Here is a 24909-nt window from a genome sequence, read left to right on the forward strand (position 1 = left end):
ATTGGCCCACATTTTGCCAACTTCTGCACACCCACTTTTCAACGCCATGAAGCCCGCACAAATCGACTCTTTTTTTGCCACGCTGCAAGCCGCCAACCCCATGCCCGTGACCGAGCTGGAATACACCAGCGTGTTCGAGCTGCTGGCCGCCGTGCTGCTGTCGGCCCAGGCCACCGACGTGGGCGTGAACAAGGCCACGCGCAAGCTGTTCCCGGTGGCGGGCACGCCGCAAAAGATTTTGGACCTGGGGCTGGAGGGGCTGGAGAGCTACATCAAGACCATCGGTCTGTACCGCAGCAAGGCCAAGCACCTGATGGAAACCTGCCGCATTTTGGTGGAGCAACACGGCGGCCAGGTGCCCCGCACCCGTGAAGCACTCGAAGCCCTGCCCGGCGTCGGCCGTAAAACCGCCAATGTGGTGCTGAACTCGGCGTTTGGCGAGGCGACCATGGCGGTGGACACGCACATCTTTCGCCTCGGCAACCGCACGGGCCTGGCCCCGGGCAAAACGCCTTTGGAAGTCGAACAAAAGCTGCTCAAACGCATCCCGGCCCAATATTTGGTGGATGCGCACCATTGGCTGATCCTGCACGGGCGCTATGTCTGCCAGGCCCGCAAACCCCTGTGCGGGCAGTGCGCGGTGGCGGCGTTTTGCGACTTTGAGCCCAAAACACCCGCTCAAGGCTGAAGCGCTCGCTTCAGTAGCGTTCCGTTCGCCCGCCCAAAGACTTCAGCACGCCCATCCACAAAGCCGTCCTTTCGGCATAGGGCTCAGGGTCCTGGTAACCACTGGCCTGGGCATAGACGGCGGTTTGCACCATCACGATGCCGGTGGCCGGCTGCACAAACACCGATTGCCCATGCACCCCCTGAAAAGCAAAACTGCGCTCTTTCAAAGGGTGCAGCCAGAACTGGTAGCCATAGCCAAAATAGGGCGTGGCCTTGTACGGTGCAAACGCCGCAGGCTGGCGCGACACCTCGGTGGCATCGCGCAGATATTCGGCAGACACGATTTGCCGATCCCCCACTTTGCCGTCGTTGGCCATCAGCGCACCCAGGCGGCCCCAGTCCCGCAAGCTGGCATTGAAGCAAAAATAAGCGCCCGCCTGACGGTCACGGCCATGGCACCAGAAAGCGTCTTGTTCCGCGCCCATCGGCTTCCAAAGCCACTCACTGGTCAGATCGGCCATGCTGCGCCCGGTGGCGGCTGTCAGCACCCGGCCCAACACTTCGGTTTCGGCACTGGCATACACAAACTTCTGGCCCGAAGGGCTGTGGCGGTTTGAAAACGACCGAAGCACACTGACCACCGAGGGGCTGCCGGTGGCAAAGCTGTACGAGAGTTTGGAAACGTCATCCTGCCCGTCGTAGCGCTCGGTGAAGGTGACGCCCGAACTCATGCGCAGCAAATGCCGGATCGGCGTGTCGCCATAGGCGCTGCCCGCCAGGTCTTTCGCGTATTGCCCTGCGGGCTCATCCAGCGAAGCGATCACACCGCGTTCCAGCGCCGTCCCGATCAACATGGAGGTGACGCTTTTGGCCATGGAAAAAGACAAAAATCGGGCGTCTTCGGTGCGCCCGTAACGGTAGCGCTCAGCCACAATTTCACCATTTTTCAGGATCAACAAACCCGTGATGCGCCGCCGCTCCAGATACTCGTCCAGCGTGTATCCGATGTTGCGAAAGCGGTACTGGATCAGTGGGGGCTCAGCGGCCTTGGACAGTGGCCAGACCGCTTGCCCTTTGGACACCGTTTGCGTCAAGACACCCGGCACCCGGTGCAGAGCGGACCAGGACCCGACCCGGTTTTCCATGGCCGACCAGCGCGGCCCCATCGGGTAACCCAGCGGCTTGCCCAGGGCCTCTTCGTCGGGTTCGGCCCAGGCTGGCATGGCGCCCATCCCTCCCAAGAGGGCCAAAACAGCCAGCCACAGCGGAAAAATACGACCTTTTGAATTCATTTTTAAAAGCCCATCCAACATGAAATCATGACACGGGGAGCCTGGCTTGAAAAGGTAAAATCAGCAAGCGACGGCGCAGCGTAAAGCAGCCCATTCAATCACTCCGTCCCCACCTCCCCGCCCACTTGATCGCCCCCAAGGAGCAGCCTTTACCCGACGAAGGGCATGGCTCCGATTGAACCTATGACGCAAGCCCCCGCGCGTGCCCCCTTCAACAGCTCACGGCTCACGCGCTTTCTGACCGAAAACGCCATGTTGAATGCTGCCCAGACCCAGCAAGATGTTGGGCAACAACTGGGCGACTGGCTGAACTTTCGCCAGGCCATCGCCTTGCACGGCGTGCTCCACCCCGAGCAGGCCACGCCCCACGACACGCCAGCGCAGGTGCGCCGCGCCGCCACGATGAGCGCCCAAGCGCTGCGACGACACGCCGAGAAAGTGCGCGCCCAACTGGAGCAATCCATCCAACAAGGTGCGCCCACTGGTTCGGGCCTGGCGCGCATCGACATGCCGCCGCCCACACTCGACGAGCCACTGGAGCCCAAAACCGCTTACGAGCCCTACCGCCGCTTTCATGCGGCGCATCAGCGGCAAATGGAAACTAGCCTGCACAGCTTGCGCTCGCAGGTGCGTGGGCAACTGGGCAAATGCCCAGGCCCGCTGCAGCAACTGGCCACACTGGACGCGGCGTTTGAAAATATCCTCGGTGAACGCGAAGCCATGCTGCTGGGCAAAGTGGCCAAACTGCTCGAAAAAGGCTTTGCACAAGCGGTCAAGCAACACATCAAGCAGCAAGCCGAAGCCCATGCCCTGGTCACCACCGAGGCAGCCCATGCCGCCAGCACCGCCGTGAATCCCGGCAGTTGGCTCATGGCTTTTCGGCAAACCCTGCGCACGGCCTTGCTCGCCGAACTGGACACACGGCTGCAACCCACGCTCGCACTTTTAGAAGCCTTTGAATCTCAAACCCCACAAGAACAATGAAACGCTATTCCTTTCCCATCGCCTTCTTCCTTGGCGCCTTGGCGGTCGTCTGGGTGGCGGCCGCTGTGGCCACCTCGCACCCGCTGGTTCTGAGCATGGCCACCATCATTGGCGCGGTCTATGTTTTTGGTGCCATGGAGCTGCGCCAATACCGCGCCGCCACCGCAGCCCTGAGCCAAGCCCTGGTCCAGATTCCGCAAGACCTGCAAAACCTGAATGACTGGCTGATCACCCTGCCCTCGGGCTTGCACAACCCGGTGCGCCAGCGCGTGGAAGGTGAACGCACAGGCCTGCCGGGTCCAGCCCTCACGCCTTATCTGGTAGGCCTTTTGGTCATGCTTGGCATGCTGGGCACGTTTTTGGGCATGGTGGTCACGCTCAATGGCGCGGTGTTTGCGCTGGAAGGCTCCAGCAACGTGGCGGGCATTCGGGCCGCATTTGCTGAACCCATCAAGGGCCTGGGCTTGGCGTTTGGCACCTCGGTGGCGGGCGTGGCCACCTCGGCCATGCTGGGCCTGATGAGCAGCCTGGCCCGGCGCGAGCGTGCTCAGGCTGGCCAGCTGCTGGACACGCTCATCGCCACCAGCCTGCGCAGCTTTTCGCTCACGCACCAGCGGCAGGAAACCTTCAAGGCCTTGCAGCAACAGGCGCAAGCCTTACCCCAGGTGGTGCAACAACTGCAGAACTTGATGGCCCAGATGGCGCAAACCAGCCAGCAGATCAACGAACGGCTGCTGGCCAACCAGCAAAGCTTTCACCAAGAAGTGCACAGCGCCTACACCGGCCTGGCGCAATCGGTGGACCAGTCGCTGCGCACCAGCCTGAGCCAGAGCATGCAAGTGGCCAGTGACGGCATCCGTCCCTTGGTGCAAGCCACCATGGCGAAATTGGCCGAGCAAGCGCAAAGCCTGAACGCGCAACTGCTGCACAACACGCAACAGCAATTGGGCGAACTCCATGCCCAATTAAGCACCACCGCCCAAGGCGTGGCCCACAGCTACAGCGCAGCCCTCAGCCGACACGAAGCCGCCAGCACCGACATGGTGGCGCGCGTGGGCCAGACACTGGAGGGCTTCAACCAGACCTTTGCGCAACGCGCTGAAGCACTGGTGACCTCGGTGAACACCGCCTACGCAGCCCAACACGCACAGCAAAGCAGCGCCGACCAGCAGCGGCTGGACGCGTGGCAAGCCTCGCTGCACAGCATGGCCGCCGCGCTGGGCGAACAATGGCAAGCCTCGGGCACGCAGACCCTGGCCCAGCAGCAAGCCATTTGCGACACGCTCACCGAGACTGCGCAAACCATCACGGCGCAGGTGCAAACCCAGGCCCAGCAGACATTGGGCGACATTCAGCGGGTGCAAACCGAGCAAGCCAGCAGCGACCAGCAGCGCCTGAACGCCTGGCGTGATGCACTCGACAAGCTGGCCACAACGCTGCAAAGCCAGTGGCAAACATCGGGCGACAGAACCCTGGCCCAGCAGCAAGAAATTTGTGACACCCTGACCCGCACCGCACAAGACATCAGCACCCACACGCAAGCGCAAGCCACGCACACCCTGGCCGAAGTCACCCGCCTCATGGCCAGCAGCGAAGAGCTGGTGCGCGCGCGCATCGCCTCCGAAGCGCAATGGGCCGCCCAACACAGCCAGCAAGCGCAAGAGCTGAGCGCCTTGCTGCGCACCGAACTGTCGGCCCTGCGCGATGCGGAAGACGCACGCGGCCAGGCGGCCGTGGCCCGGCTGGGCGAATTGCAAACCGCCGTGACGGCGCACCTGAGCACGCTGGGCACAGCGCTGGAAGACCCAATCACCCGCCTGATCGAGACCGCCTCCGAAGCACCCAAAGCCGCCGCCGAAGTCATTGGCCAGCTGCGCCAGGAAATCTCGGTCAGCGTGGCGCGTGACAACGCCTTGCTCGATGAGCGCACCCGCATCCTGCAAACGCTCAGCACCTTGCTGGATGCCATCAACCACGCCTCGACCGAGCAGCGCAGCGTGATCGACGCGCTGGTCAGCTCGTCAGCGGCCACCTTGAGTCAGGCCAACAGCCAGTTCATCGAACAGGTGAGCACCGAGTCGGCCAAGCTGGGCGACATCGCCGCCCAAGTCACCGCCAGCGCGGTGGACGTGGCCAGCCTGGGCGAGACCTTCGGTTTTGCGGTGCGCTCGTTCACCGAGACCAACGAAAAACTCATGGCCCATTTGCAGCGCATCGAACAAGCCATGGACAAATCCATGACGCGCAGCGATGAACAACTGGCCTATTACGTGGCGCAGGCCCGCGAAATCATCGACCTGAGCATCAGCTCTCAAAAGGACGTGCTGGACAGCTTGCAAAGCCGGGCCGCCATGGCCACCGAAGGGGCCGTCTGATGCTGGAGCACGACGCCGACGTCGATTCCAGCGCCCCGACCTGGATCTCGTTTGCCGACCTGATGACCGGTCTGCTTGGGGCCTTTGTGCTGCTGCTGGTGGGCGTGATGGCGGCGCAGCTGGACATGGCCTCCCAGCTCGAAGACGAGGTGCAAAAGCGCCAGGTGGAAGAGCAAAAACGCTTGTCGCTGGAACAGGCCCTGGCCATTCCATTGGCCAGCGGCCGCATCACGCTGAACAATGGGCGCATCGGCATCAGCGGCAAGCTGCTGTTCGAGTTGAACTCCGACAAGCTCGAACCCCAAGGCCGCCAGCTGCTCAAAAGCCTGGTGCTGCCGCTGCGCAGTTACCTGCAAACGCGCGACGAAATGCTGATGGTCAGCGGCTTCACCGACGACCAGTCCATCAAGAGTCGCAACCGACAATTCGAAGACAACTGGGAACTGTCCGCACAACGCGCCTTGACGGTGACGCGCACCTTGATCGAGGAGGGCATGCCCTCGTCCATGCTGTTTGCCGCCGCTTTTGGCCAGGAGCAACCGCTGGTGACCAACACCAGCGAAAAAGCCCGTGCCCAAAACCGCCGCGTGGAAATAGCACCCGTGCCCAAAACCAGCAACGCCACCGCGCCCCGCACGCCAAAGGCCACGCCGCCATGACCGAAGCGCCGATGCCCGGAGCCGAGCCCATGGAGGACCTGCTGGCCGCGTTGCAGGCCCGTGGTGCCGCTCAGTACGACCCAGTGGGCTGGCACTACATGCAGACGCTGGCCGCACGCAGCCGCGCATCACCGGGCTCGGCCCAACTGCTGCTCCAAGGCAAACTGCGCCAGGCGTTGGTCAACTTCCAAGCGCGGATGCAAACGCGGATGCAAGAGGCCGCCCTCACCAACGCAAGCACAGCCCCATCGGCCACGCCCTCGCCACTGGCCACGCTGCTGCGCGACATGGCGCAGGACAGCCCCAACACCCCGGGTGGCAAGCCCGCCAACTGGCGAACCGAGAGCCCGCACATCCAGCAGTTTCGCCAGCAACTGGGCAAGATCCGTGTGCACAAACAGGTCTCTCAGGCCATCGCCCAGGCCCCGCAAAATGCAGGCCCGATCAACTCGCACATGCTGGTGTTGCGTTCGCTGGGCCTGATGCGCGACATTTCACCGGATTACCTGAACCGGTTCATGGGCTACATCGACACCTTGCTGTGCCTGGATCAAGCCGGTCAAGGCAAATCAGCGCCCAAAAAGACGGCCAGCAGCAAAGCTGAAAAGTGAACGGCCATCCTCGGGATGGCCGTGTGGCAAGCGTGTGATGCCCTGCCGCCCAAGCTTTGCCTGAGCAGGGTCAGGCCGCCACGCCGGGTGCAGGAAAACCATTGCGACCCGGAAACTCGGGTGCCAAAGTCCGCGCGTTGGGCATCTTGACCCACAGGCGCAGCATCTTGCGATTGAGTTCGTGCACGCCGTGGTCTTCAAATTCGTTGCGCGAGTGCAGCACCGCGTAGTTGTTGGCAAACTGCAGGTCTCCGGGCTCCAGCATCATGCTCAGCCGGAAGTCTGGGCGGTGCATGATCTCGTCAAACAAATCGAGCGCCTCGATCTCGACTTTGGACAAGGGCAGATTGCGCACCTCGTGGCCCAGCTCGATGTACTGGCGCAAATAGCGGCAGCTGAGCTTGCCCTGGTGGTGGCTGAAGATGGGCGACAGGCTGGGCAGGTCTTCACACAGGTGCGAGAAATACCAGGTGCGGTAGTACAAGCCCAGGTACGCGGGATGCTTTTGCAAAATCTCGTTGTAGATCGCCGCCACGCTCACCAAAGAACTCAGACCGCCCTGCTTGGCCTTGCGGATGCACAACAGGCCCACCACATCGGACGGGTCCGAGTGGTAAGGCAAGTACAGGTTGGTTTCGTAGACGCGGGTGGTTTTCTTCGTCACATCACCCACGTTCATCACCAGCCCCAGCAAATCACCCTTGGGGTTTTGTCGCACCGGCGTGCCCATGTGCAGGCCCATGCCGTAATAAATGATCTGGATGTCTTCTTCGCTGTAGCGGTGAATAGGCAAGCCGCGCAGCACCAGAAAACCCCTGCCGTTTTCCAGCTCGTCGCTGTGCTGTTTCAAATTCAGCACATCGCCGGCCAAAGGAAAATCATCCTTGCCGAAATCCGGAAAACGCAGGCCACGTGCCTTCACATGCGCCAAGGCGGCATCCAGGGCGGCAATCGCCTCGGAGGACAAAAGATGCAGCCAGGACGTATCGCCCGCCATGTCGCCGCCTTTCCAGGCGGCCGCACCTGTGATGGGGGAGGTCATCATCACGCTCATGTTTGTTCTCCAAGAGATAGATTCGGGTTGTGACACGCCTGGACAAATGGCAGGCTTTGACACCAAGCTGTGGAGAAAGCCACGGTCAGCGGCGCACAGCGACCTGCCGGGTAGGCGGGTCAGCGACCAGTCAGCGGCCCAATTGGGTCAACGCCGCTTGCAAGCCTGCCAAACCACCCACGCGCTGGTCATTGATGAAAACCTGCGGCATCTGGCGGACCGAGGGTCCGCATTTCTCATAAAAAGCCATGCGCTCGGCTTCGCCATCGATTTTGATTTCTTCAAAATCAAGCGAGCGCGTTTTGAGCAGCATCTTGACGGACTCGCATTGCGGGCATGCGGACTTGGAATAGACGACGATTTTGAGTTGCATGCGTCAGATTCTAGCGATTGCCATGGGCTTGAATGCATTGGCTCAAGGCGGTCACACCCATGTGTTGTTCGAGAAAATCGGCCAAACCATCGAACACCGTCTCGAGCGTAGGGGCCTGCGCGCCGAACAGGGCATGCAGCACCGCCGGGCATTCCAGCAGTCCATGCAGATAGGTGCCCAGCACCTGGCCGTTGCCGCTTTGCCAGGCCAGACCGGGCATGACCTCGTGCAACACCGCACCACCCGCCAGCATGGCGCTGTGGCCCTGCGTCTGGCCGTGGTGGATTTCGTAGCCCTTCACCGCCACCCCGCTCAAAGCGCCCCACGCGCCGTGCACTTGGCCAAAGCGGGCCTCGGTCCGGGTCACGGTTTTTTCTGGTGCGAACTGGGTGACCAAAGGCAGCAGGCCCAAGCCTGGCGCGTTGCCGTCAATGCCGTGGGTGTCAATGAGGGCTTCGCCCAGCATTTGCAGACCGCCGCAAATGCCCAACACCGCCCCGCCCTGCTGCGCATGTTGCGCAATGGCCGCGTCCAGCCCGTGCTGGCGCAGCCAAGCCAGGTCGCTGCTGGTGTGCTTGCTGCCAGGCAGGATGACCCAGTCGCCCGCTTGCAGACCCGCCAGGTCGGCCGGGCTGCGCGCCCACAGCAAACGCACACCGGGCACATTTTTGATCGGTTGAAACTCGTCCAGGTTGCTGATGCGCGGGTAAGCGATCACGGCCACGGTTTGGGTCACCGCCCCGTTGGCGCGGCTGCGGTCATCGAACACACCGTCTTCTTCGGGCAAGCCATGCTGCCACCACATCGGCAGCACCGCCACGGTGGGCACACCCGTCAACGCCTGCAGCATCTCGGGCGCAGGGGACAGCAGGCTGGCATCGCCCCGGAACTTGTTGAGCACAAAACCCCGAATGCGCTGTTGGTCTTCGGGCGGCAGCAGCGCCCAGGTGCCATACAGGTGGGCAAAGGCGCCGCCCTTGTCGATGTCGGTGACCAACAGGCATTGCGCATTCGCGTGCCTGGCCACCCGCAGGTTGACGATGTCGCAGGCCATCAGGTTGATCTCGGCGGGTGAGCCCGCGCCCTCGATCACGACCACATCGTTGTCGGCGATCAGCTCATCGAGCGCGGCAGCGATGGGCGGCCATACTTTTTCGCTGCGCTCACGCCAGGGGGTTTCAGTCAACTCGGGGTGCACCTGCCCCAGCAACACCACCTGGCTGCGCGTGTCGGCCTCGGGCTTGAGCAGCAAGGGGTTCATGCGCACGTCGGGCTCGGCAATGGCCGCCAGCGCCTGAAAATATTGGGCACTGCCAATTTCGCCCCACCCGCTGGCACTGGTGACCACACGGGCGTTGTTGCTCATGTTCTGCGCCTTGAAGGGCGCGACCTTGAGGCCTTGACGGGCGTAATAGCGGCAAAGCGCCGTGGTCAACCAGCTTTTGCCTGCGCCGCTGGCTGTGCCCAGCACCATGATGCAACGTGCGCTCATGAGCTGCGTGGCAAAACCACCCACTGCCCATCGAGCGCGTGGATGCGGATGCGGTGATCGAAGACGGTTTCAATGGCGGCATGCGTCACGGCATCATGGCCAGCGCCGTGGTGCAACACCTGCCCTTGCGACATGACCACGATGTCGTCGGCGTGCAAGGCCATGCCGATCTCGTGCAGCACGCTGACCACAGTGGTGCCTTGCGCCAACAGGCAATGCACCTGCTCCAGCCAATCGACCTGGTGCGGTGGGTCCAGATTGGCCAGGGGTTCGTCCATCAGCATGATGGATGCGTTGCCCGCCATGGCACGGGCCAGCAGCACGCGTTGGCGCTCACCGCCGGACAATTCGCCCAGCGTGCGCTCGCGCCAATCCCAGGCTTGGGTGGCCTTCAGGGCAGCTTCGACCATCTGCGTGTCCAGCGCCGTGGGCGAATCCAGCCAGCCTTGGTGCGGCAGACGACCCAGCATGGCCACGTCCCACACACGCAGGTCCAAGGTGCTGGTTTCACCCTGCCCCAGCCAGGACAGTTGCACGGCCCGTTGCTGACGCGGCAAGCTTTCCAGAGACTGGCCTTGCCACCACACTTGACCGGTGTGCGGCAGCAAACCCGCCAGGGCTTTGAGCAAGCTGGACTTGCCTGCGCCGTTGGGCCCCACCACACAGGTCCAGCGGCCCGCAGTGATGTGCAGGTCGATGTTTTTCAGCACACGCCTGTCGCCCAGCGTGGCGCTCAATTGCCGGGTCTGCAGGGCGGCGGTCATGCACGGACTCCGGTGTCGGCATCGCGGTAGACACGCCACAGCAAATAGCCCCCACCCAGCACCGCTGTGAGCACGCCCACAGGCAATTCTTGCGGCGCGAACAGCACACGGGCCAGCACGTCGGCCAGCACCAGCAAAGCCCCGCCCATGAGCGCCGACAAACCCAAGCGCCAGGCATGGGTGCAGCGCACCAGCGACCGCACCAAATGCGGCGCGGCCAAACCCACAAAGGCCACCAAACCGAGGTGCGCCACCGCCGCGCCCGTGGCCAGAGAAATCACCCCCACCAGCACCAGTCGCGCCAAAGCCAGTGGAACGCCCAGACTCTGCGCGGTGGATTCCCCCAAGGTGAGTGCATCCAGCACGCGGGCGAAGGCACAGGCCAACGCAACACAAAGCACCAGCACCACCGACAGGGTGAGGCAGGCGCTCCAACTGACAAAAGCGGTCGAGCCGAGCATGAAGCCCTGCATGGCCTGCAAGACCTGAGGCTGCAGCAGCGAGATCAAGGACGTCACCGCGCCCAGCACCACCCCCACGACCACACCCGCCAGCAACAAGCGCAAGGTTTGCTGCACGCCGCGTGCCAAGAGCAGCGTGAGCACAACCGCCAACACCGCCCCGACAAAGGCCGCCCCCGTCAGACCCAGACCCAACCAGCCGCTCATGGCCCAGGCGCTGCCGCCCCACAAACTCCAATAAACGCCCACGCCCAACGATGCGCCCGAAGCACTGCCCAGCAAATACGGATCGGCCAGCGGGTTGCGAAACAAGCCTTGCGCCACCGCCCCGGCCAAGCCCAGCAAGGCCCCGCCCAACCAAGCGCCCAAGCTGCGCGGCAAACGGATGTCCCAGACGATCTGGCGCGACACCGGGTCGGCGTCTACCAACCACCAGGCCTGCCAGCCTTGGCTGCCTGCGGCGGTGCCCAACAAAACCACAGCCCAACCCACAGCCAACAGCAGCAGCGCCCAGCGGGGTGCATTTGGACTTGCACTCATTTCACTGCCTCGGTGGGTCGGTTGTCCGCAGAAACCGGTGCCTCGGCTGCAGCACGGTTCAGGCAGTCGGCCATCAGCCGAGCGCCCTCGGCCATGCGCGGCCCGGCGCGCACCAGCATGTCCGATTCATCGGGTTTGAACACGCACAGGCGCTGGCCTTGCATGGCCCGCAAACGGCTCCAACCCGGGCGCTGCAGCATGCTGGCGCGGCTGCTGTCTCCCGCCATGATCACATCGGGCTGAGACTTCACCACCCATTCGGGGTTGACCTGAGGAAATGGCCCCATCGACGCAGGCAGAATGTTGGCCACCCCCATGCGCGTGAGGGTTTCGCCCATGAAAGACGATTCACTTGCGCCATAGGGCGCGGGGCTGACTTCAAAATAAACCCGCTGCTGCCTTGCACGGGCACTCAGCGATTGCACGGCCGCCTGCACGCCCAACTGAATCCCTTGCCAAACCCGGTCACTGTCTGCCGCAGGCACATGCAAGGCCTGGGCCACAGTGCGCAACACCCTTTGCGCGTCGGCGTGGTTGCGCGGCTCCAGGCGCAGCACCGTCAGGCCCAGCGCTTGCAAACGGTCCGCCCCGCGCGTCGAACCGGCGGCCAACACCAAGTCAGGCTTGAGCGACACGATGCGCTCAATGTTAGGGTCCAGCCCGCCGCCCACACGCGGCACGGCCTTGACCGACTCGGGCCAGTTGGAATAGCGGTCCAAACCCACCAGTTTGTGGCACTGATTCAAAGCACACACGGTTTCGGTGAGGGAGGGCAACAAACTCACGATGCGTTGCGGGGCTTGTGTGATTTCGACCTTGTGCTGGCGGTCGTCGAGCACGGTGAGGGCTTGTGCAGCTGGCACCCAGCCCAGCACACAGACGCACACAACGAACACGGCCCTGAGCACGGTTTTGAATGTGCAAGTCGATACGCCGGTGTGATCTTCAGCCCGATCGTTCAGCCGACGGGTTAGCCCCTGGCTTGTCGCCAAACTGCCCATGCGAGTTTGCAAACACTCAGCCATGGACCGCTTGCCATTGGCTGAAAATGCGGTGCAACTGCGCCACGCCATCGGTCAAGGCCGCAGGCCCGGGCTGCAAAATATCGGCCGATTTGATTTCAAAAATCTGCCCGGTGCGCACGGCCGGCACATCTTGCCAACCGGGACGGGCTGCGACTTTTTCGGGACGGAACTTTTTACCGCACCACGAGCCGATGATGATGTCGGGCGCACGGTCAACGATGCTTTGCCCGTCGGCAATGATGCGGTCTTTGCCCAGCGATTGCACAGCCAACTCGGGAAAAATGTCATCGCCACCTGCGATGCCCATCAACTCCGACACCCAGCGAATGCCGCTGATGTGGGGCTCGTCCCACTCCTCAAAAAACACCTTGGGTCGGCGTCTGAACCCTGCAGCCCGTTGCGCGATCGCATCCAGTTCAGCACGCATGGCCTGCAGCTTGACCAAGCCCTGCTCAGCCTGCCCCACCATGGCCGCAACCTGGTACAGCATGGAAAAAATTTCCTGCACGCTGCGCTGGTTGAAAACCGTGACCTGCACACCGGCCTTGATCAACAGGGCGGCGATATCGGCCTGCAAGTCCGAAAACCCAAAAACACAATCGGGCTTGAGCGCCAGAATCTTGTCGATCTTGGCGCTCAAGAATGCACTGACCTTGGGCTTTTCTTCACGGGCCCGGCGCGGGCGCACTGTGTAGCCCGAGATGCCCACGATGCGCGCCTCCTGCCCCAGCAGGTACAGCCACTCGGTCGTCTCCTCGGTCAGGCAAACGATGCGTTGGGGCAAAAGGTCTTGCATGGGCTGGGGCCGATCAGTGTTTCATTTTCCAGCTCAGGCCCAACGTGGTGGTGCGTGGCAGCTGGTTGTAGCCATAGGCGGTTTGGTAGCGGCTGTCGGTCGCGTTTTCCACGCGGCCGTACAGCGTCCATTCCCGGCTCAGGCTGTAGCGGGCGGTCAGGTCCAGCAAGGTGTTGCTGGGCAAGCCGGGCTTGCCTTCGATGTCGGGGCGTGCCCTGGTGTAACGCGCACTGCCGCCCAGCGTCAACAAGCCCAAGGCCTGCGACACCGACACCGAGGCCAGGGTCTTGGCACGACGCACCAGCTGCTGGCCCGTGGCTTCGTTCACCGGGTCTTGCAGCGACAAGCTGGCGCGCAAATCGGTCATGTGAAAGCGGCCGCTGTAGCTGGTTTCCAGGCCCTGGTTTTTGACGCGGCTGACGTTGCTGAACTGCCACGTGCCCATGTCGTACAAAAGCAGGTCTTTGGTGAGCGACGAGAACCAGGTCGAGCGCAGGCGGTGTGGCCCTTGTGCCCACTGCACGCCCGCCTCACGCGTGCTGGCGGTTTCCGGACGCAGATCGGGGTTGCCGCTGTAGGGGTCAAACAAATACCCCAGCGGCGGCATGTTGAAGGCCGTGGCATGGCTGGCAATCAACTTCCACTGCGCATCCAGGTCATAGCCATAACCCAGATACACCGAGTCTTTGGCCGACATGCCATCGACATCGTCGCGCCGCAAATTGAACTGCAAGTTGTGCGCTGCACGCTTGTAAACCACGCCGCCGTAAACCGCATTCGCTTTGCGTTCACGCGACAAGCCGGACACGCCATCGGTGGCCATGTCGATGCCCTGCGTCTGGTGGTCCAAGCCGGCCGACAAGACCATGGAGGGCAAGTCAAACTGGTGCGTCCACGACGTCCTGCGGGTGCGCGTTTGGGCCTGCGTGGTGAACGAGTAGCTGCCCACGGTGTCGGTGTCGTTGCGCTCTTTGGCGTCGGAGTAATTCAAACGGGTAGACCACTGCGGCCCCAGCCGACCCGACCAGTAAAGCGTGTGGCTGTCGAGCTGGGTGCGGCCTTGGTGCACGTCGGTGGGGGCAGAAAAACTGCCCGGCACGTCGTAGTCAAAGCGCCCATTGAAATGGGTCGAGCGCAAGCCCAGCTTGTGTTCGGGACTGAATTTGTAGGACAGGTCGAGCGCGTGGTTGTCGTTGCGGTAGGCGTCGGCATCGGGGTTGGCGTTGAGCGTTTGCGACAGGTTGGCCGCGTTGATGCCATCCGTACGCATGCGCCCCACCGAGACCGCATAAGCCAATGGCCCGGCTGCGCCGCTGGTTCCCGCGCTCCAGCGCTGACTGCCCTGCGAGCCACGCTCGGCGCTGGCGTAGACCGTGGGCTGACCCTGCCCTTGACGGGTGAACACCTGGATCACACCGCCCACCGCACCACTGCCGTGAATGGCCGAGACATTGCCGCGCACGATTTCAATGCGGTCCACCTGGTCCAGCATGATGTGTTCCAGGCTCACAGCGCCCGTGGTGTCTTGTTTGGTGACGGGCACGCCATCGACCAGCACCAACACCTGCAAGGACGCCGCACCGCGCAAGAAAGCCGTGGCCTGCCCGCCTCGGCCCCCGCTTTGGGTGAACTGGAAACCGGCCTCGCGCGCGAGCAAGGTGGGCAGGTCCAGCACCTGCGACTGCTCAATGGCATCACGCCCGAGCACCGTGGTGTGGGGCAGAACGTCGGTCAGAATTTGCTCGGTGCGGCTGGCGGTGACCACGATTTCACCGGCCGTGGTTTGCGCCAGCACAGCGCTGGTGGCCAGAGACAGCAAGGACAATGCAGGTGCGAAAAGTACGGGCGCAGATCGGCGCGCGCGAAGGGAATAGTTTTTCATGAGAAACAAACAAGTCAAACGCCCTCACCGCCTTCCCCGACAGTGCATGGGCTTTACGACCTGTCTTGCGACAGGTCACCTTGTTGGCCGGTATCCGGGCTGACAGAGCGGCTTTCACCACCTTCCCAGTCGCCTGTTTCAGGGCAGCCAGTGGTTTGAGATGAAAGCTGGATTTTTGAGTGAACAAAAACCCGTCTGCTTACCGTTGCGGGGGCAGCGCAGGTTAGGTGGGCCTTGTCGGCTTGTCCCTCCTGCTTCCCGTTGAACTGCGCACCCTGAACAGGCAGCGCGAGCACCAACAATCTTTATTCTAGGCGCAAAGCTGTCTGTAAACCTACAAAATCAGTGGCTTGAGGGCCGCACGCCCTACAATGGTGCTCTTACTTTTCCCTGTATGCCATGGCCCATTCCAACACCATCGATCAAATTGCCGAGCGTGTGGATCACTTGCTGCTGCGTCATGAAGAGCTTCAGCGCACCAACGCTTTGCTGACCCAGCAAGTGCAGGCGCTGAGTCTGGAACGCGATCAACTCAAGTCTCGCTTGGCCGCGGCCAGAGCCCGAGTGGATGCACTCATCGAGCGCCTGCCCGTCGCCGCCCCCGCTTCACCTGAGGCCACCGCATGAGCAACCAACAAATCGACGTTCAAATCATGGGCCAAAGCTACATTCTGGGTTGCCCAGAAGGTGGTCAAGAGCGACTGCTCGATGCCGTGCGCAAGGTCGACGAGGCGATGTGCAAAATCCGTGATGCGGGCAAAATCAAGGCCCGCGACCGCATCGCCGTGCTGGCGGCACTGAACCTGGCCTTCGAGCAAACGCCAGCCAGCCCGGCCGTCACGACGGCCCACACGGAAGACGAGATGCCCCTGATGCACAGGCACGCTTGGCGCAGCTGCTGCAGCGCCTTGACGGTGTCATCAAAAACGACGGTCAATTGATCTGAACACGAGGGTGTTGCGCTTGCGACCGCAGGCGTGCGCGATAAGCCCCTACAATCACCTTCGTCTGCGGTGCATGCCGGGCTTTATATTTCCTTGAACCAATGCTCTTAGAGCCCGGGCTTGGTACATTGGCTGGTGAGCGTGATCATCTCGCGTCAGATGAACCCAACGCCAGTCTGCCCTCGCCCACCTGAACCCCGGTTCAGGATGCCGGTCCGGTGGCACTCGCAGACACCTTCCCTTTTTTGAATCCCACATCCCCCATGATCATCGAACCTCTGCTGTTGGCCGAATTGGCCGTTCTTGGCCTTTGCACCGGTTTCTTGGCAGGACTTTTGGGCATTGGCGGCGGCATGATCATGGTGCCGTTTTTGACGTACTTGCTGGGTGCGCGCGGCGTCAGCCCCGACCTGGCGGTCAAGATGGCGATTGCCACATCCATGGCCACCATCATTTTCACCAGCGTCTCCAGCGTGCGTGCCCACCACAAGAAAAAAGCCGTGCGTTGGGACCTGGTCAAAGGTCTGGCGCCAGGCATTGTGATCGGCAGCCTGATTGGCAGCATGGGCATTTTTGCGTTTGCCAAAGGCACTTATCTGGCCTTGTTCTTTGCGCTGTTTGTGGGCTTTTCAGCCACGCAAATGTTCCTGGACAAAAAGCCCGCGCCCTCGCGCCAGGTGCCAGGCTTTTCCGGCCTGCTCGGTGCAGGCGGCTTGATTGGCTTGCTGTCGGGTCTGGTGGGGGCTGGCGGCGGTTTCATCAGCGTGCCTTTCATGGCCTGGTGCAATGTGGCCATTCACAATGCGGTGGCCACCAGTGCGGCCTTGGGCTTTCCGATTGCGCTGGCCAACGTGGCCGGTTACATCGTGAGCGGTCAGAATGTGCAGAATCTGCCCGCTTACAGCTTTGGCTACTTGTGGTTGCCAGCTTTGGTGGTGATTGCACTGTGCAGTGTCTTCATGGCTCCTGTAGGGGCGGCGACAGCCCACAAGCTGCCGGTCAAGCAACTCAAGCGCGTGTTTGCCAGCGTGCTGTACCTGCTGGCCGCTTACATGCTTTACAAAGGTCTGGCGGCCTGAAGCACCTTTGGCCGCGCCGATGGCGGCTGGCCAATCAGTGCAGTGCGATGCTGCCCGAGATGTTCACCACCACGCGTGACTTGCCTGCCACCGTCGGCACGGGTGCAGGCGCGGCATCCATTTGTGCCATGGCCATGCGTGGCATGACCATGCTTTCGCCCGCCTCCTGCGCTGTGACGCGCACTTCCCTCAGGGTGTAGGCCACAAAGCCGAACTGCTTCGTCAGGGCTTGCGCTTTGCTCTGAAAGCGCGCCACCGCTTCGGCCTGAATGCGCGCTTCGGCGGCACTTTTCTGGTCCGGGCTCAGCCGCCAATCGATGTTCGACACCGTCAACTCTTGCAGGCGCGAGGCCAGCGTCGCGATTTGCTCGCCATCGCGGCCCTGCAAGACCAGTTGTGCAGAGCCCACCCAAGCGCTGATTTTCCCGTCACGGCCGTAACGCGGTGACACATTCATTTCACCCGTGCTCACCTCCAAGGCCCCGGTCTTGGCCATGGGCGTGGCCACGGCCAAAGCGGCAGCCAACACAGCATTGAGCTGCTTTTGAACTGCGGGGGCTTGCAAGCCCTCTTTTTGAACCGACAGGCTGATCACCAACCAGTCTTGCGGCACATCGGTCTGGGCCAATGCACTCAAATGCAGCACTTGGTGCAGCGCTGCTGCGGCATGTGCTGCGTGAGGTGCGGGGCTGGAAACACTTTGCGCCTGCACGGAAACAACAGGCAGGGCCAGTGCCGTCATCAGGGCAACCATCGAGGGGGTTCGAATCAGTGTCATGGGGAGTCTTTCGAAAACGTGAGGCAAAACCATCTTGCACGGACCATTTCGATTGTGAACGCCCGGCCGGGTCTGCATCGTCCTTCATGCGGCGCTTTGGTTTCAGGGTGTAACGCACCATGGGGCTTGATCGTGCACCAGTCCCATCCACAAGGCCCAAGCCGACACGGCAGACAGCGCCAGGCCCGCCACGCGCATGCCCCAGGCCCCGTCACCCAGTGTCTGCATGCGCAAGAACAGCCACGGCCCGGCCCACAGGCTGAGGCTGCTGCCCAATGCGAACAAAGCCATGGTGGCCGCCCCCTCCACAGGCTGACTGGTCAGAGCAGCCACCATCAAGGCCGAGTACAACAAGCCGCAGGGCATCAAGGCCCACAGCCCGCCCACCATCCAGGGCGCGGCGCGGCCCCAACGGGTATTGAAGGCCCGCACCCGGGCCCACAAACGACGTGCCGCACCATCCAGCCACACGGGTTGCCGCGCCTGCAGCATGAGCAAAAGTCCCAAAGCAAAGGCCGCCAAGTGCAGCAATGTCCAGACCGGGCGGATGGCAGCCGACTGCGTGGTCAACCAGCCCAAGCCCTGCACACTGGCGGCAGCCAAAGCGCCTAGCAGTGAATAACCGCCCAAGCGACCCAGCTGAAAAGCCAGCAAGGCCTGAGCCCGCCGCGCACCGGCCACCTGACCCAGGCCCGCGCAGGCCGCACCGCACATGGCCACGCAGTGTGGCCCGCCCAGCACCCCCATCATCAAGGCCGTGATGGCCAAAGAACTTTGCATGGTTTGTTCGCTTCAATGTCGACACCCGCATTGTGGGTGATGCAGACGGCCCCGTGGCGACGGCGGATCAAGGGCAAAAGACCCAAGGACCTCAGATGATTTTGGAGAAACGGGTCCGGTTGCGGTCGGCCTGCACATAGCGGTCAAACACCATGGCCACGCCGCGCACAAAAAACCAGCCCATGGCCGTGACCTGTATGCCCGTGTCGCTCAGCGCCACCAGGCCTTGCGCCTGCATGTCTTCCAGCTGGTCCATTTCTTTGGCAAACAGCGTTTTGAAGTCGATCAGCCAAGCCAGGTTGATGGCTTCAAACTGCAAGTGCCCCTGGCACATCAAAGCCATGATCACCGAGCGGCGCATCAGGTCGTCACGCGTGAGGGCCAGACCACGCACCACCGGAAAGTGGCCCTGGTCGAGCAGGTCGCAATACTCCTCCATGGTCTTGGCGTTCTGGCTGTAAGTGGAACCAATGCGCCCGATGGAGGACACGCCCAAGGCGATCAGGTCGCAATCGGCTTGCGTGCTGTAGCCCTGAAAATTGCGGTGCAAACGCCCCTGCCGCTTGGCCACGGCCAAGGCGTCATCGGGCAAGGCAAAGTGGTCCATGCCGATGTAGACATAACCCGCGTCGGTCAGGGCGTCCAGCGAGCGCGACAGCATGGCCACCTTGTCCGCCCCCTGGGGCAATTCTTCGGCGTGGATGCGGCGCTGCGGCTTGAACCGTTCGGGCAGATGCGCATAGGCATACAGCGCGATGCGGTCCGGACGCAAACGGTTGACCTGCGCCAGCGTGCGGTCAAAGGATTCAGGGGTTTGCAGCGGCAAGCCGTAGATCAGGTCCACGTTGACCGACTCAAAGCCCAGCCGGCGTGCCGCCTCGACCAGCTGAAACACCTGCTCGGCCGGCTGGATGCGGTGCACCGCCTTTTGCACGGCGGGGTCAAAGTCCTGCACGCCAAAGCTCAGCCGGTTGAAGCCCAACTCGGCCAGCACGGCCAGACGGCTCTCGTCCACGGTGCGCGGGTCCACCTCGACCGAATACTCGCCCCCGGGCACAAACTCGAAATGCTGGCGCAGCATGGCCATGAGCTGGCGCAACTCGTCATCGCTCATGAACGTGGGCGTGCCGCCGCCCAGATGCAGCTGGCTGACCGCCTGACCCCGACCCAGATGCTGCGTGTGCAATTGGACTTCTTTGGCCAGGTAACGCAAGTAATCGGCCGAGCGCTCCTTGTGCTTGGTGATGATCTTGTTGCAGGCGCAGTAGTAGCAAAGCGATTCGCAAAACGGGATGTGCACGTACAAGGACAAGGGCTGGGGCTTGCCCACCAAGCCCAATTGGCGCTGCTCCAAGGCTTGCACATAATCGGCTTCGCCAAAGGCTTCGACAAATCGGTCTGCCGTCGGGTAAGAGGTGTAGCGTGGGCCCGGCACGTCAAAACGTGTCAGCAATTCAGGCGTGATGACGGACATGGAAGGGCACCTTAATTAAAACGTCAACAAAACAGTGGAGATGACTTTGCCTGTTTGCTTTTAAGGGTGCATTGACTCACGTCAAATGGCATACTGGTTTTCAGTGATTTTTCACGAATTCAGGGTATACCCTCGTTTTAGGCAATTTTTCGGTTTAAGCTCAAGCATTGATCCAGGGCAAGTCCATCACTCCACCATGAGATAAAGCATGAATCCCCAAACCATGAAAGTCGCCTGCTCCAACTGCAACCTGCGCGAGTTGTGCATGCCCATGGGGCTGAGCGATCAGGACCTGACCCGCCTGGATGATCTGGTGGCCGTGCGCCGCAAGGTCAAACGGGGGACCACCTTGTTCACCAACGGCGAAAAGTTCACCTCGCTGTACGCCATACGCACCGGTTTCTTCAAAACCTGCCTGGCCACTGAGGATGGACGCGACCAAGTCACAGGCTTCCAGATGGCGGGCGAGATCATTGGTCTGGACGGCATCGTCAACGACCAGCACAGCTGCGATGCGGTGGCCCTGGAGGACGCCGAAGTCTGTGTCATGCCGTTTGACCGGATCGAGGAAATTTCCCGCGAAGTCACGGCCCTGCAGCACCATGTGCACAAGATCATGAGCCGCGAAATCGTGCGCGAACATGGCGTGATGCTCCTGCTGGGCAGCATGCGGGCCGAAGAGCGCCTGGCGGCCTTTTTGCTGAATTTGGTGCAACGCTTGCACGCCCGTGGTTTTTCCCAGTCAGAGCTGGTGCTGCGCATGACCCGCGAAGAGATCGGCAGCTACCTGGGTCTGAAGCTCGAAACCGTAAGCCGGACCTTCTCCAAGTTCGTCGAAGACGGCATCGTGGAAGTCAAACAGCGCCATGTGCGCATTCTGGACACCGAAGGCCTGCAGCGCCTGGTCAACCACAACAACCATTGCCATTGAAGCGGGCGGTCCCGCCAGGCGCATCGCGTCGTTTGGCTGCCCGTCCCCGGTTCATTGGCAGCCCTGTGCCCCCCGTGCACACTCGACAGGTCTTGCATCCTTGGGAACAGGGCAACGGTTCACCTCAAAAGGCGACATGGCCAACAGCGTGGTCAAACCGCTGGAGACCATGGCCAACCCCCAGAAGGCAAAAAAAGCCAAGGTGTAGACGCCTTGCCGCGACAGCGCCAAAGGGTGCCCAAACCACTGCAAATCCTGCGGGTCCACCAGTGCAAAGACCAGCATCTCCAGCAAACCCGCCACCAAAAAGGCGGGCCATGCAATCCACATCATCCGTTTTGCCAACATGTCGCTCTCCTGGTGACCCGCTCAGGGTTTGTTTTTGGAATCGGGGACAGGCAAAGTACCTGTGGTCGCGTGGTTTCTGGCCTGCATCGCGGGGGCCAAGGTGGTGCGGGCCTCTGGGGCCGTGAGGTCGACTTCAGCACTGGACTTGGTCAGCACGGGGTCTTGCCCGTTGGCTGCCAAGTAGAAGGTGATGAAAGACGCCACCACCACGACCAGTGGACCGGCAATCACCAGCCACACATGGCCGAAGGCCCACCAAGGACGGTTGACCAGTTGGGAATCTTTGGAGTTGGACATGCGAAAGCCTTTGAAAAATATCACCGAGGCACCAGGAAAACCGATTTTTCCTGCAATTCTGACAGCACCGCCCCCCCCTGCTGCATCGACTCGATGGTGAACACAATCGGGTGCGAGCCCGCGGGGGCTGCGTCATACGGCAGCTGCAAACGGACCGACACCCAAAGCGACTCGGTCGGTGCCACGCGCACGGCAGGCTCAGTGACCAAAACCAGACCGGGCAATCCCTGTGCGGTGACTCGGAAATCAAGGGGCGTTTCAGCCGCGTTCATGATCTGCAAACGGTAGACGTTTTCAATCCGTCCCCCGGCCACAATGCGCGCGAGCGAAGCGCGGTCGCGCTCCACATCGACCTTGAAGGGTTTGCGCAAGCCCAGACTGGTCAGCAAGGCCAGCACCACAACCAGCAAGATGCCGATGTACAACAAGACACGGGGACGGAACACATGACGCCAGGTTTGCTGGCGCGTCCATTTGTTGTTCATCGCGTTTTCGGTCGAGTACTTGATCAAGCCCCGCGGATAACCCACCTTGTCCATCACGGTGTCGCACACGTCGGCGCAGGCACCGCAGCCAATGCATTCGTATTGCAGGCCTTCGCGGATGTCGATGCCCGTGGGGCACACCTGCACGCACAAAGTGCAATCGACACAAGCGCCCAAGCCCAAAGCGGCAGGATCGGCTTTTTTGGAGCGTGCGCCACGCGGTTCGCCACGCTCGGTATCGTAGGTGACGATCAAGGTGTCTTTGTCAAACATCGCGCTTTGGAAACGCGCATAGGGGCACATGTATTTGCAAACCTGCTCACGCATGAAGCCGGCATTGCCATAAGTGGCAAAGGCGTAAAAGAAAACCCAGAACACTTCCCAGGAGCCCATGTTGCCCAGGAAAAATGCCATGCCCAAGTCCTTGATGGGCGTGAAATAACCGACAAAGGTGAAGCCCGTCCACATGGCAATGGCCAGCCAGACGATGTGCTTGTACCCTTTCTTGAAAAGTTTCTCGATCGACATGCTGGTGCCGTCCAGCCGCATGCGGGCGCTGCGATCGCCTTCAATCTTGTGCTCGACCCACATGAAGATTTCGCTGTAAACCGTTTGCGGGCAGGCATAGCCACACCACAAACGCCCGGCCACCGCCGTGAACAGGAACAGCGAGAACGCCGAGATCACCAGGATCGCCGTCAGGTAAATGAAGTCCTGCGGGTAAAGAACCAGGCCAAAAATGTAAAAGCGACGCGCACCCAGATCAAACAACACCGCCTGACGCTGACCCCATTCGAGCCAAGGCAGGCCATAAAAAACCAGTTGTGTCAGCACCACCATGAACCAGCGCCATTTGGCAAAGATGCCTTGCACGCTGCGTGGGTAGATTTTTTGCGTCGCCTGGTACAGCGACACCATCTGCACGTCATCCCCGGAACCTGTGACAGCCTCTACAGGGACGATGGGCACGATTTTTCGGGCAGGATTTTCTTTGGAGTCCAAAACACTTGCTTTCAAATGAACAAGACACCCGCAATGGGGTGTCCTGAATGGGTCAACGATGGATTGACGACCTTATTTGGCTGCAGCGGCTGTCTTGTTGGACAAGCCCCAGACATAAGAGGCCAACACATGGATCTGGCCTTCGGTCAGCTTGGCAGCTTGCGCAGGCATCTGGTTGACCTTGCCGTTGTTGATCATGTTGACGATGGCGTTCTCGCCCCAGCCGTGGAGCCAAATGTCGTCGGTCAGGTTGGGCGCACCCAGTGCGTGGTTGCCTTTGCCGTCCATGCCGTGGCAGGCCGCGCAAACACCGAACTTGGACTTACCCAGCGATGCACGCAGCGAGTCATGCGGGCTGCCCGACAGGCTGAGCACGTAATGGGCCACGTTGCGTACATCTTCTGGCGAACCCACAGCCGCTGCCATGGGGGGCATATTGCCGTTGCGGCCCTGAACCAGAGTGGCCTTGATGATCTCGGGTGTACCACCGTACAACCAGTCCGCATCGGCCAAGTTGGGGAAACCTTTGCTGCCGCGTGCGTCAGAGCCGTGGCACTGAGCGCAGTTGTTCATGAACAAACGGTCGCCAATGGCCATGGCCTGAGGGTCTTTGGATACTTCTTCAGGCGGCATGCCCGAAAACTTGGCATACAAAGGCGCCACTTCGGCGTTGGCCTTGGCCACTTCGGCGTCGTATTGACCGGCAGATGTCCAGCCGAACTTACCCGCCAGGTTACCCACACCGGGGTACATGGCCAGATACACAAAGGCGAACACGATGGTGATGATGAACAAGCCCACCCACCAGCGTGGCAGAGGGTTGTTCATTTCACGCAGATCACCGTCCCAGACGTGGCCGGTGGTGTTGTCGTTGGCCGTCATGGCCTTGGCTTTGCCGCTGAACCACAGAAGGATCAGGCAGGCGATGATGCTGACCAGCGTGAGGCCGGCCACATACAAGTGCCAGAAATTGCTGATGAAGTCACTCATTTCGATTCCTTTGATTTGTGATGTGCTGAGGACAATTCAGTCATCCTGACGAAACGGCAGTTGTGCGGCCTCGTCAAAGTTGGCTTGGTTACGGCGTGACATGGCCCACCAGATGATGCCCAGGAAGATGGCAAAGGTGAGCACGGTCACGATGGAGCGCAGGGTGTTGATGTCCATGGCGTTGCTCCGTTCACTTGCGGTGGATGCCCATGCCTTGCAGGTAGGCAATCACGGCATCCAGCTCGGTTTTGCCTTTGACGTCTTCAGACGCTTTGGCAATTTCTTCGTCGCTGTAAGGCGCGCCCAATGTGCGCAAGCCTTTCATGTGAGCGGGCAAGCTGGCACCGTCCACAGGGTTCTTTTCCAGCCATGAATATGCGGGCATATTGGACTCGGGCACCACGTCACGCGGGTTGTTCAGGTGGATGCGGTGCCATTCGTCGCTGTAACGGCCGCCCACACGGGCCAGGTCAGGTCCGGTGCGCTTGGAGCCCCACTGGAAGGGGTGGTCGTACACGAACTCACCGGCCACCGAATAGGAGCCGTAGCGCAGGGTCTCGGCGCGGAAGGGACGGATCATTTGCGAGTGGCAGTTGTAGCAGCCTTCGCGCACATACACATCACGCCCCGCCACTTGCAGCGCGGTGTAAGGCTTGAGGCCTTCCACGGGCTGGGTGGTGGATTTCTGGAAGAAGAGCGGCACGATCTCGACCATGCCGCCAAACAGCAACACGATCAGGATCAGCACGATCATCAAGAAGTTGCTGGTCTCGATTTTTTCGTGGGAGAGACCGCCCGATTTTTGGTTTTCAGACATGTTTTAT

Annotated in this window: 27 protein-coding genes and 1 riboswitch; of the genes, 9 read left to right on the forward strand and 18 right to left on the reverse strand. The window is 61.5% G+C overall.

Annotation, left to right across the window (positions count from 1 at the left end; translation table 11 throughout):
• Positions 1-46: 46 nt before the first annotated feature.
• Positions 47-688: an endonuclease III gene (gene nth, locus B9Z47_RS04750; RefSeq protein WP_108330132.1), complete on the forward strand. Its 642-nt coding sequence runs from the start codon at positions 47-49 to the stop codon at positions 686-688.
• Between the two features lie 10 nt (positions 689-698).
• On the opposite strand, the gene B9Z47_RS04755 is transcribed toward nth, so the two are convergent.
• Positions 699-1892, reverse strand: coding sequence for a serine hydrolase (locus B9Z47_RS04755; RefSeq protein ID WP_158271618.1), 1194 nt, complete (start codon positions 1890-1892; stop codon positions 699-701).
• A 252-nt stretch (positions 1893-2144) separates the two neighbouring features.
• On the opposite strand from B9Z47_RS04755, the gene B9Z47_RS04760 reads away from it, so the two are divergent.
• The 4 genes from B9Z47_RS04760 to B9Z47_RS04775 are packed head-to-tail and all read left to right on the forward strand — an operon-like array spanning position 2145 to position 6590.
• Positions 2145-2945, forward strand: a complete 801-nt coding sequence (locus B9Z47_RS04760) for a DUF3348 family protein (RefSeq protein WP_108330134.1) — start codon at positions 2145-2147, stop codon at positions 2943-2945.
• Positions 2942-5320: a DUF802 domain-containing protein gene (locus B9Z47_RS04765; RefSeq protein ID WP_108330135.1), complete on the forward strand. Its 2379-nt coding sequence runs from the start codon at positions 2942-2944 to the stop codon at positions 5318-5320. Before B9Z47_RS04760 ends, B9Z47_RS04765 begins: the two co-directional genes overlap by 4 nt.
• The gene (locus B9Z47_RS04770; RefSeq protein WP_108330136.1) at positions 5320-5979 is read left to right on the forward strand and encodes an OmpA family protein; all 660 of its coding nucleotides are present in this window, start codon (positions 5320-5322) and stop codon (positions 5977-5979) included. Before B9Z47_RS04765 ends, B9Z47_RS04770 begins: the two co-directional genes overlap by 1 nt.
• Entirely contained in the window at positions 5976-6590 is a 615-nt protein-coding gene (locus B9Z47_RS04775; RefSeq protein ID WP_108330137.1) for a DUF2894 domain-containing protein, read from the forward strand. The genes B9Z47_RS04770 and B9Z47_RS04775 overlap by 4 nt, the downstream gene beginning before the upstream one ends.
• A gap of 70 nt (positions 6591-6660) precedes the next feature.
• On the opposite strand, the gene B9Z47_RS04780 is transcribed toward B9Z47_RS04775, so the two are convergent.
• The 8 genes from B9Z47_RS04780 to B9Z47_RS04815 all read right to left on the reverse strand — a co-directional run bounded on the left by B9Z47_RS04780 (position 6661) and on the right by B9Z47_RS04815 (position 14920).
• Positions 6661-7644 (reverse strand): TauD/TfdA family dioxygenase, encoded by a 984-nt coding sequence (locus B9Z47_RS04780; RefSeq protein WP_108330138.1) that lies wholly within the window; start codon positions 7642-7644, stop codon positions 6661-6663.
• A gap of 130 nt (positions 7645-7774) precedes the next feature.
• Positions 7775-8017, reverse strand: coding sequence for a glutaredoxin (locus B9Z47_RS04785; protein WP_108330139.1), 243 nt, complete (start codon positions 8015-8017; stop codon positions 7775-7777).
• Positions 8018-8027: 10 nt separating this feature from the next.
• A complete protein-coding gene (locus B9Z47_RS04790) occupies positions 8028-9509 on the reverse strand; it encodes a cobyric acid synthase (RefSeq protein WP_108330140.1) in 1482 nt (493 codons plus the stop codon).
• Complete coding sequence (locus B9Z47_RS04795) at positions 9506-10273, reverse strand: ABC transporter ATP-binding protein (RefSeq protein WP_108330141.1); 768 nt, start codon at positions 10271-10273, stop codon at positions 9506-9508. Before B9Z47_RS04795 ends, B9Z47_RS04790 begins: the two co-directional genes overlap by 4 nt.
• A complete protein-coding gene (locus B9Z47_RS04800; protein WP_108330142.1) occupies positions 10270-11274 on the reverse strand; it encodes an iron ABC transporter permease in 1005 nt (334 codons plus the stop codon). Before B9Z47_RS04800 ends, B9Z47_RS04795 begins: the two co-directional genes overlap by 4 nt.
• Complete coding sequence (locus tag B9Z47_RS04805; RefSeq protein ID WP_233253660.1) at positions 11271-12299, reverse strand: ABC transporter substrate-binding protein; 1029 nt, start codon at positions 12297-12299, stop codon at positions 11271-11273. The genes B9Z47_RS04800 and B9Z47_RS04805 overlap by 4 nt, the downstream gene beginning before the upstream one ends.
• Positions 12292-13095, reverse strand: coding sequence for a cobalamin-binding protein (locus B9Z47_RS04810; protein WP_108330143.1), 804 nt, complete (start codon positions 13093-13095; stop codon positions 12292-12294). Before B9Z47_RS04810 ends, B9Z47_RS04805 begins: the two co-directional genes overlap by 8 nt.
• Positions 13096-13108: 13 nt before the next feature.
• Complete coding sequence (locus tag B9Z47_RS04815) at positions 13109-14920, reverse strand: TonB-dependent siderophore receptor (RefSeq protein WP_158271619.1); 1812 nt, start codon at positions 14918-14920, stop codon at positions 13109-13111.
• A gap of 124 nt (positions 14921-15044) precedes the next feature.
• Positions 15045-15292: riboswitch (cobalamin riboswitch) on the reverse strand.
• An 84-nt stretch (positions 15293-15376) separates the two neighbouring features.
• Here B9Z47_RS04815 and B9Z47_RS04820 point away from each other — a divergent pair.
• The 3 genes from B9Z47_RS04820 to B9Z47_RS04830 all read left to right on the forward strand — a co-directional run bounded on the left by B9Z47_RS04820 (position 15377) and on the right by B9Z47_RS04830 (position 17000).
• Positions 15377-15604, forward strand: a complete 228-nt coding sequence (locus tag B9Z47_RS04820) for a DUF904 domain-containing protein (protein WP_108330145.1) — start codon at positions 15377-15379, stop codon at positions 15602-15604.
• On the forward strand, positions 15601-15918 hold the full coding sequence (locus B9Z47_RS04825) for a cell division protein ZapA (RefSeq protein ID WP_369911709.1): 318 nt from the start codon (positions 15601-15603) through the stop codon (positions 15916-15918). Before B9Z47_RS04820 ends, B9Z47_RS04825 begins: the two co-directional genes overlap by 4 nt.
• A 266-nt stretch (positions 15919-16184) precedes the next feature.
• Positions 16185-17000 carry a sulfite exporter TauE/SafE family protein gene (locus B9Z47_RS04830; RefSeq protein ID WP_108330146.1) on the forward strand — a complete coding sequence of 272 codons (816 nt, stop codon included), beginning with the start codon at positions 16185-16187 and terminating at the stop codon, positions 16998-17000.
• A 34-nt stretch (positions 17001-17034) separates the two neighbouring features.
• Here the strand turns inward: B9Z47_RS04830 and B9Z47_RS04835 are convergent, their stop codons facing one another.
• The 3 genes from B9Z47_RS04835 to hemN form a co-directional block, all read right to left on the reverse strand.
• A complete protein-coding gene (locus B9Z47_RS04835; protein ID WP_158271620.1) occupies positions 17035-17778 on the reverse strand; it encodes an SIMPL domain-containing protein in 744 nt (247 codons plus the stop codon).
• Between the two features lie 102 nt (positions 17779-17880).
• On the reverse strand, positions 17881-18558 hold the full coding sequence (locus tag B9Z47_RS04840; RefSeq protein ID WP_108330148.1) for a sulfite exporter TauE/SafE family protein: 678 nt from the start codon (positions 18556-18558) through the stop codon (positions 17881-17883).
• A gap of 91 nt (positions 18559-18649) precedes the next feature.
• The gene (hemN, locus tag B9Z47_RS04845) at positions 18650-20032 is read right to left on the reverse strand and encodes an oxygen-independent coproporphyrinogen III oxidase (RefSeq protein ID WP_108330149.1); all 1383 of its coding nucleotides are present in this window, start codon (positions 20030-20032) and stop codon (positions 18650-18652) included.
• 208 nt (positions 20033-20240) lie between these two features.
• Between hemN and fnr the strand changes: the two genes are divergently transcribed.
• Positions 20241-20963 (forward strand): fumarate/nitrate reduction transcriptional regulator Fnr, encoded by a 723-nt coding sequence (gene fnr / locus B9Z47_RS04850; protein ID WP_108330150.1) that lies wholly within the window; start codon positions 20241-20243, stop codon positions 20961-20963.
• A 51-nt stretch (positions 20964-21014) separates the two neighbouring features.
• On the opposite strand, the gene B9Z47_RS04855 is transcribed toward fnr, so the two are convergent.
• From B9Z47_RS04855 to ccoO, 6 genes are all read right to left on the reverse strand, one after another.
• A complete protein-coding gene (locus B9Z47_RS04855) occupies positions 21015-21311 on the reverse strand; it encodes a hypothetical protein (RefSeq protein WP_108330151.1) in 297 nt (98 codons plus the stop codon).
• A gap of 21 nt (positions 21312-21332) precedes the next feature.
• Positions 21333-21608 (reverse strand): nitrogen fixation protein FixH, encoded by a 276-nt coding sequence (locus B9Z47_RS04860; RefSeq protein WP_108330704.1) that lies wholly within the window; start codon positions 21606-21608, stop codon positions 21333-21335.
• Positions 21609-21628: 20 nt separating this feature from the next.
• The gene (gene ccoG, locus B9Z47_RS04865; protein WP_108330152.1) at positions 21629-23095 is read right to left on the reverse strand and encodes a cytochrome c oxidase accessory protein CcoG; all 1467 of its coding nucleotides are present in this window, start codon (positions 23093-23095) and stop codon (positions 21629-21631) included.
• A 72-nt stretch (positions 23096-23167) separates the two neighbouring features.
• Positions 23168-24085: a cytochrome-c oxidase, cbb3-type subunit III gene (gene ccoP / locus B9Z47_RS04870; RefSeq protein ID WP_108330153.1), complete on the reverse strand. Its 918-nt coding sequence runs from the start codon at positions 24083-24085 to the stop codon at positions 23168-23170.
• A 36-nt stretch (positions 24086-24121) separates the two neighbouring features.
• The gene (locus B9Z47_RS04875) at positions 24122-24262 is read right to left on the reverse strand and encodes a cbb3-type cytochrome c oxidase subunit 3 (RefSeq protein ID WP_108330154.1); all 141 of its coding nucleotides are present in this window, start codon (positions 24260-24262) and stop codon (positions 24122-24124) included.
• Between the two features lie 13 nt (positions 24263-24275).
• The gene (gene ccoO, locus B9Z47_RS04880; RefSeq protein ID WP_108330155.1) at positions 24276-24902 is read right to left on the reverse strand and encodes a cytochrome-c oxidase, cbb3-type subunit II; all 627 of its coding nucleotides are present in this window, start codon (positions 24900-24902) and stop codon (positions 24276-24278) included.
• Positions 24903-24909: the final 7 nt, after the last annotated feature.

The sequence above is a fragment of the Limnohabitans sp. 2KL-1 genome (assembly GCF_003063435.1).
Classification (GTDB): domain Bacteria; phylum Pseudomonadota; class Gammaproteobacteria; order Burkholderiales; family Burkholderiaceae_C; genus Limnohabitans_A.

Excerpts from the sequence above, each read along its gene's own strand:
- B9Z47_RS04765 (WP_108330135.1), top strand. The coding sequence starts at position 2,942 with ATGAAACGCTATTCCTTTCCCATCGCCTTCTTCCTTGGCGCCTTGGCG.
- ccoP (WP_108330153.1), bottom strand. The coding sequence starts at position 24,085 with ATGAGTGACTTCATCAGCAATTTCTGGCACTTGTATGTGGCCGGCCTC.
- B9Z47_RS04775 (WP_108330137.1), top strand. The coding sequence starts at position 5,976 with ATGACCGAAGCGCCGATGCCCGGAGCCGAGCCCATGGAGGACCTGCTG.
- B9Z47_RS04825 (WP_369911709.1), top strand. The coding sequence starts at position 15,601 with ATGAGCAACCAACAAATCGACGTTCAAATCATGGGCCAAAGCTACATT.
- B9Z47_RS04800 (WP_108330142.1), bottom strand. The coding sequence starts at position 11,274 with ATGAGTGCAAGTCCAAATGCACCCCGCTGGGCGCTGCTGCTGTTGGCT.
- B9Z47_RS04760 (WP_108330134.1), top strand. The coding sequence starts at position 2,145 with ATGACGCAAGCCCCCGCGCGTGCCCCCTTCAACAGCTCACGGCTCACG.
- ccoO (WP_108330155.1), bottom strand. The coding sequence starts at position 24,902 with ATGTCTGAAAACCAAAAATCGGGCGGTCTCTCCCACGAAAAAATCGAG.
- hemN (WP_108330149.1), bottom strand. The coding sequence starts at position 20,032 with ATGTCCGTCATCACGCCTGAATTGCTGACACGTTTTGACGTGCCGGGC.
- B9Z47_RS04820 (WP_108330145.1), top strand. The coding sequence starts at position 15,377 with ATGGCCCATTCCAACACCATCGATCAAATTGCCGAGCGTGTGGATCAC.
- B9Z47_RS04840 (WP_108330148.1), bottom strand. The coding sequence starts at position 18,558 with ATGCAAAGTTCTTTGGCCATCACGGCCTTGATGATGGGGGTGCTGGGC.
- B9Z47_RS04790 (WP_108330140.1), bottom strand. The coding sequence starts at position 9,509 with ATGAGCGCACGTTGCATCATGGTGCTGGGCACAGCCAGCGGCGCAGGC.
- B9Z47_RS04785 (WP_108330139.1), bottom strand. The coding sequence starts at position 8,017 with ATGCAACTCAAAATCGTCGTCTATTCCAAGTCCGCATGCCCGCAATGC.
- B9Z47_RS04810 (WP_108330143.1), bottom strand. The coding sequence starts at position 13,095 with ATGCAAGACCTTTTGCCCCAACGCATCGTTTGCCTGACCGAGGAGACG.
- B9Z47_RS04780 (WP_108330138.1), bottom strand. The coding sequence starts at position 7,644 with ATGAGCGTGATGATGACCTCCCCCATCACAGGTGCGGCCGCCTGGAAA.
- B9Z47_RS04835 (WP_158271620.1), bottom strand. The coding sequence starts at position 17,778 with ATGACACTGATTCGAACCCCCTCGATGGTTGCCCTGATGACGGCACTG.
- nth (WP_108330132.1), top strand. The coding sequence starts at position 47 with ATGAAGCCCGCACAAATCGACTCTTTTTTTGCCACGCTGCAAGCCGCC.
- B9Z47_RS04830 (WP_108330146.1), top strand. The coding sequence starts at position 16,185 with ATGATCATCGAACCTCTGCTGTTGGCCGAATTGGCCGTTCTTGGCCTT.
- B9Z47_RS04795 (WP_108330141.1), bottom strand. The coding sequence starts at position 10,273 with ATGACCGCCGCCCTGCAGACCCGGCAATTGAGCGCCACGCTGGGCGAC.
- B9Z47_RS04770 (WP_108330136.1), top strand. The coding sequence starts at position 5,320 with ATGCTGGAGCACGACGCCGACGTCGATTCCAGCGCCCCGACCTGGATC.
- fnr (WP_108330150.1), top strand. The coding sequence starts at position 20,241 with ATGAATCCCCAAACCATGAAAGTCGCCTGCTCCAACTGCAACCTGCGC.
- B9Z47_RS04860 (WP_108330704.1), bottom strand. The coding sequence starts at position 21,608 with ATGTCCAACTCCAAAGATTCCCAACTGGTCAACCGTCCTTGGTGGGCC.
- B9Z47_RS04755 (WP_158271618.1), bottom strand. The coding sequence starts at position 1,892 with ATGCCAGCCTGGGCCGAACCCGACGAAGAGGCCCTGGGCAAGCCGCTG.
- B9Z47_RS04875 (WP_108330154.1), bottom strand. The coding sequence starts at position 24,262 with ATGGACATCAACACCCTGCGCTCCATCGTGACCGTGCTCACCTTTGCC.
- B9Z47_RS04855 (WP_108330151.1), bottom strand. The coding sequence starts at position 21,311 with ATGTTGGCAAAACGGATGATGTGGATTGCATGGCCCGCCTTTTTGGTG.
- B9Z47_RS04805 (WP_233253660.1), bottom strand. The coding sequence starts at position 12,299 with ATGGCTGAGTGTTTGCAAACTCGCATGGGCAGTTTGGCGACAAGCCAG.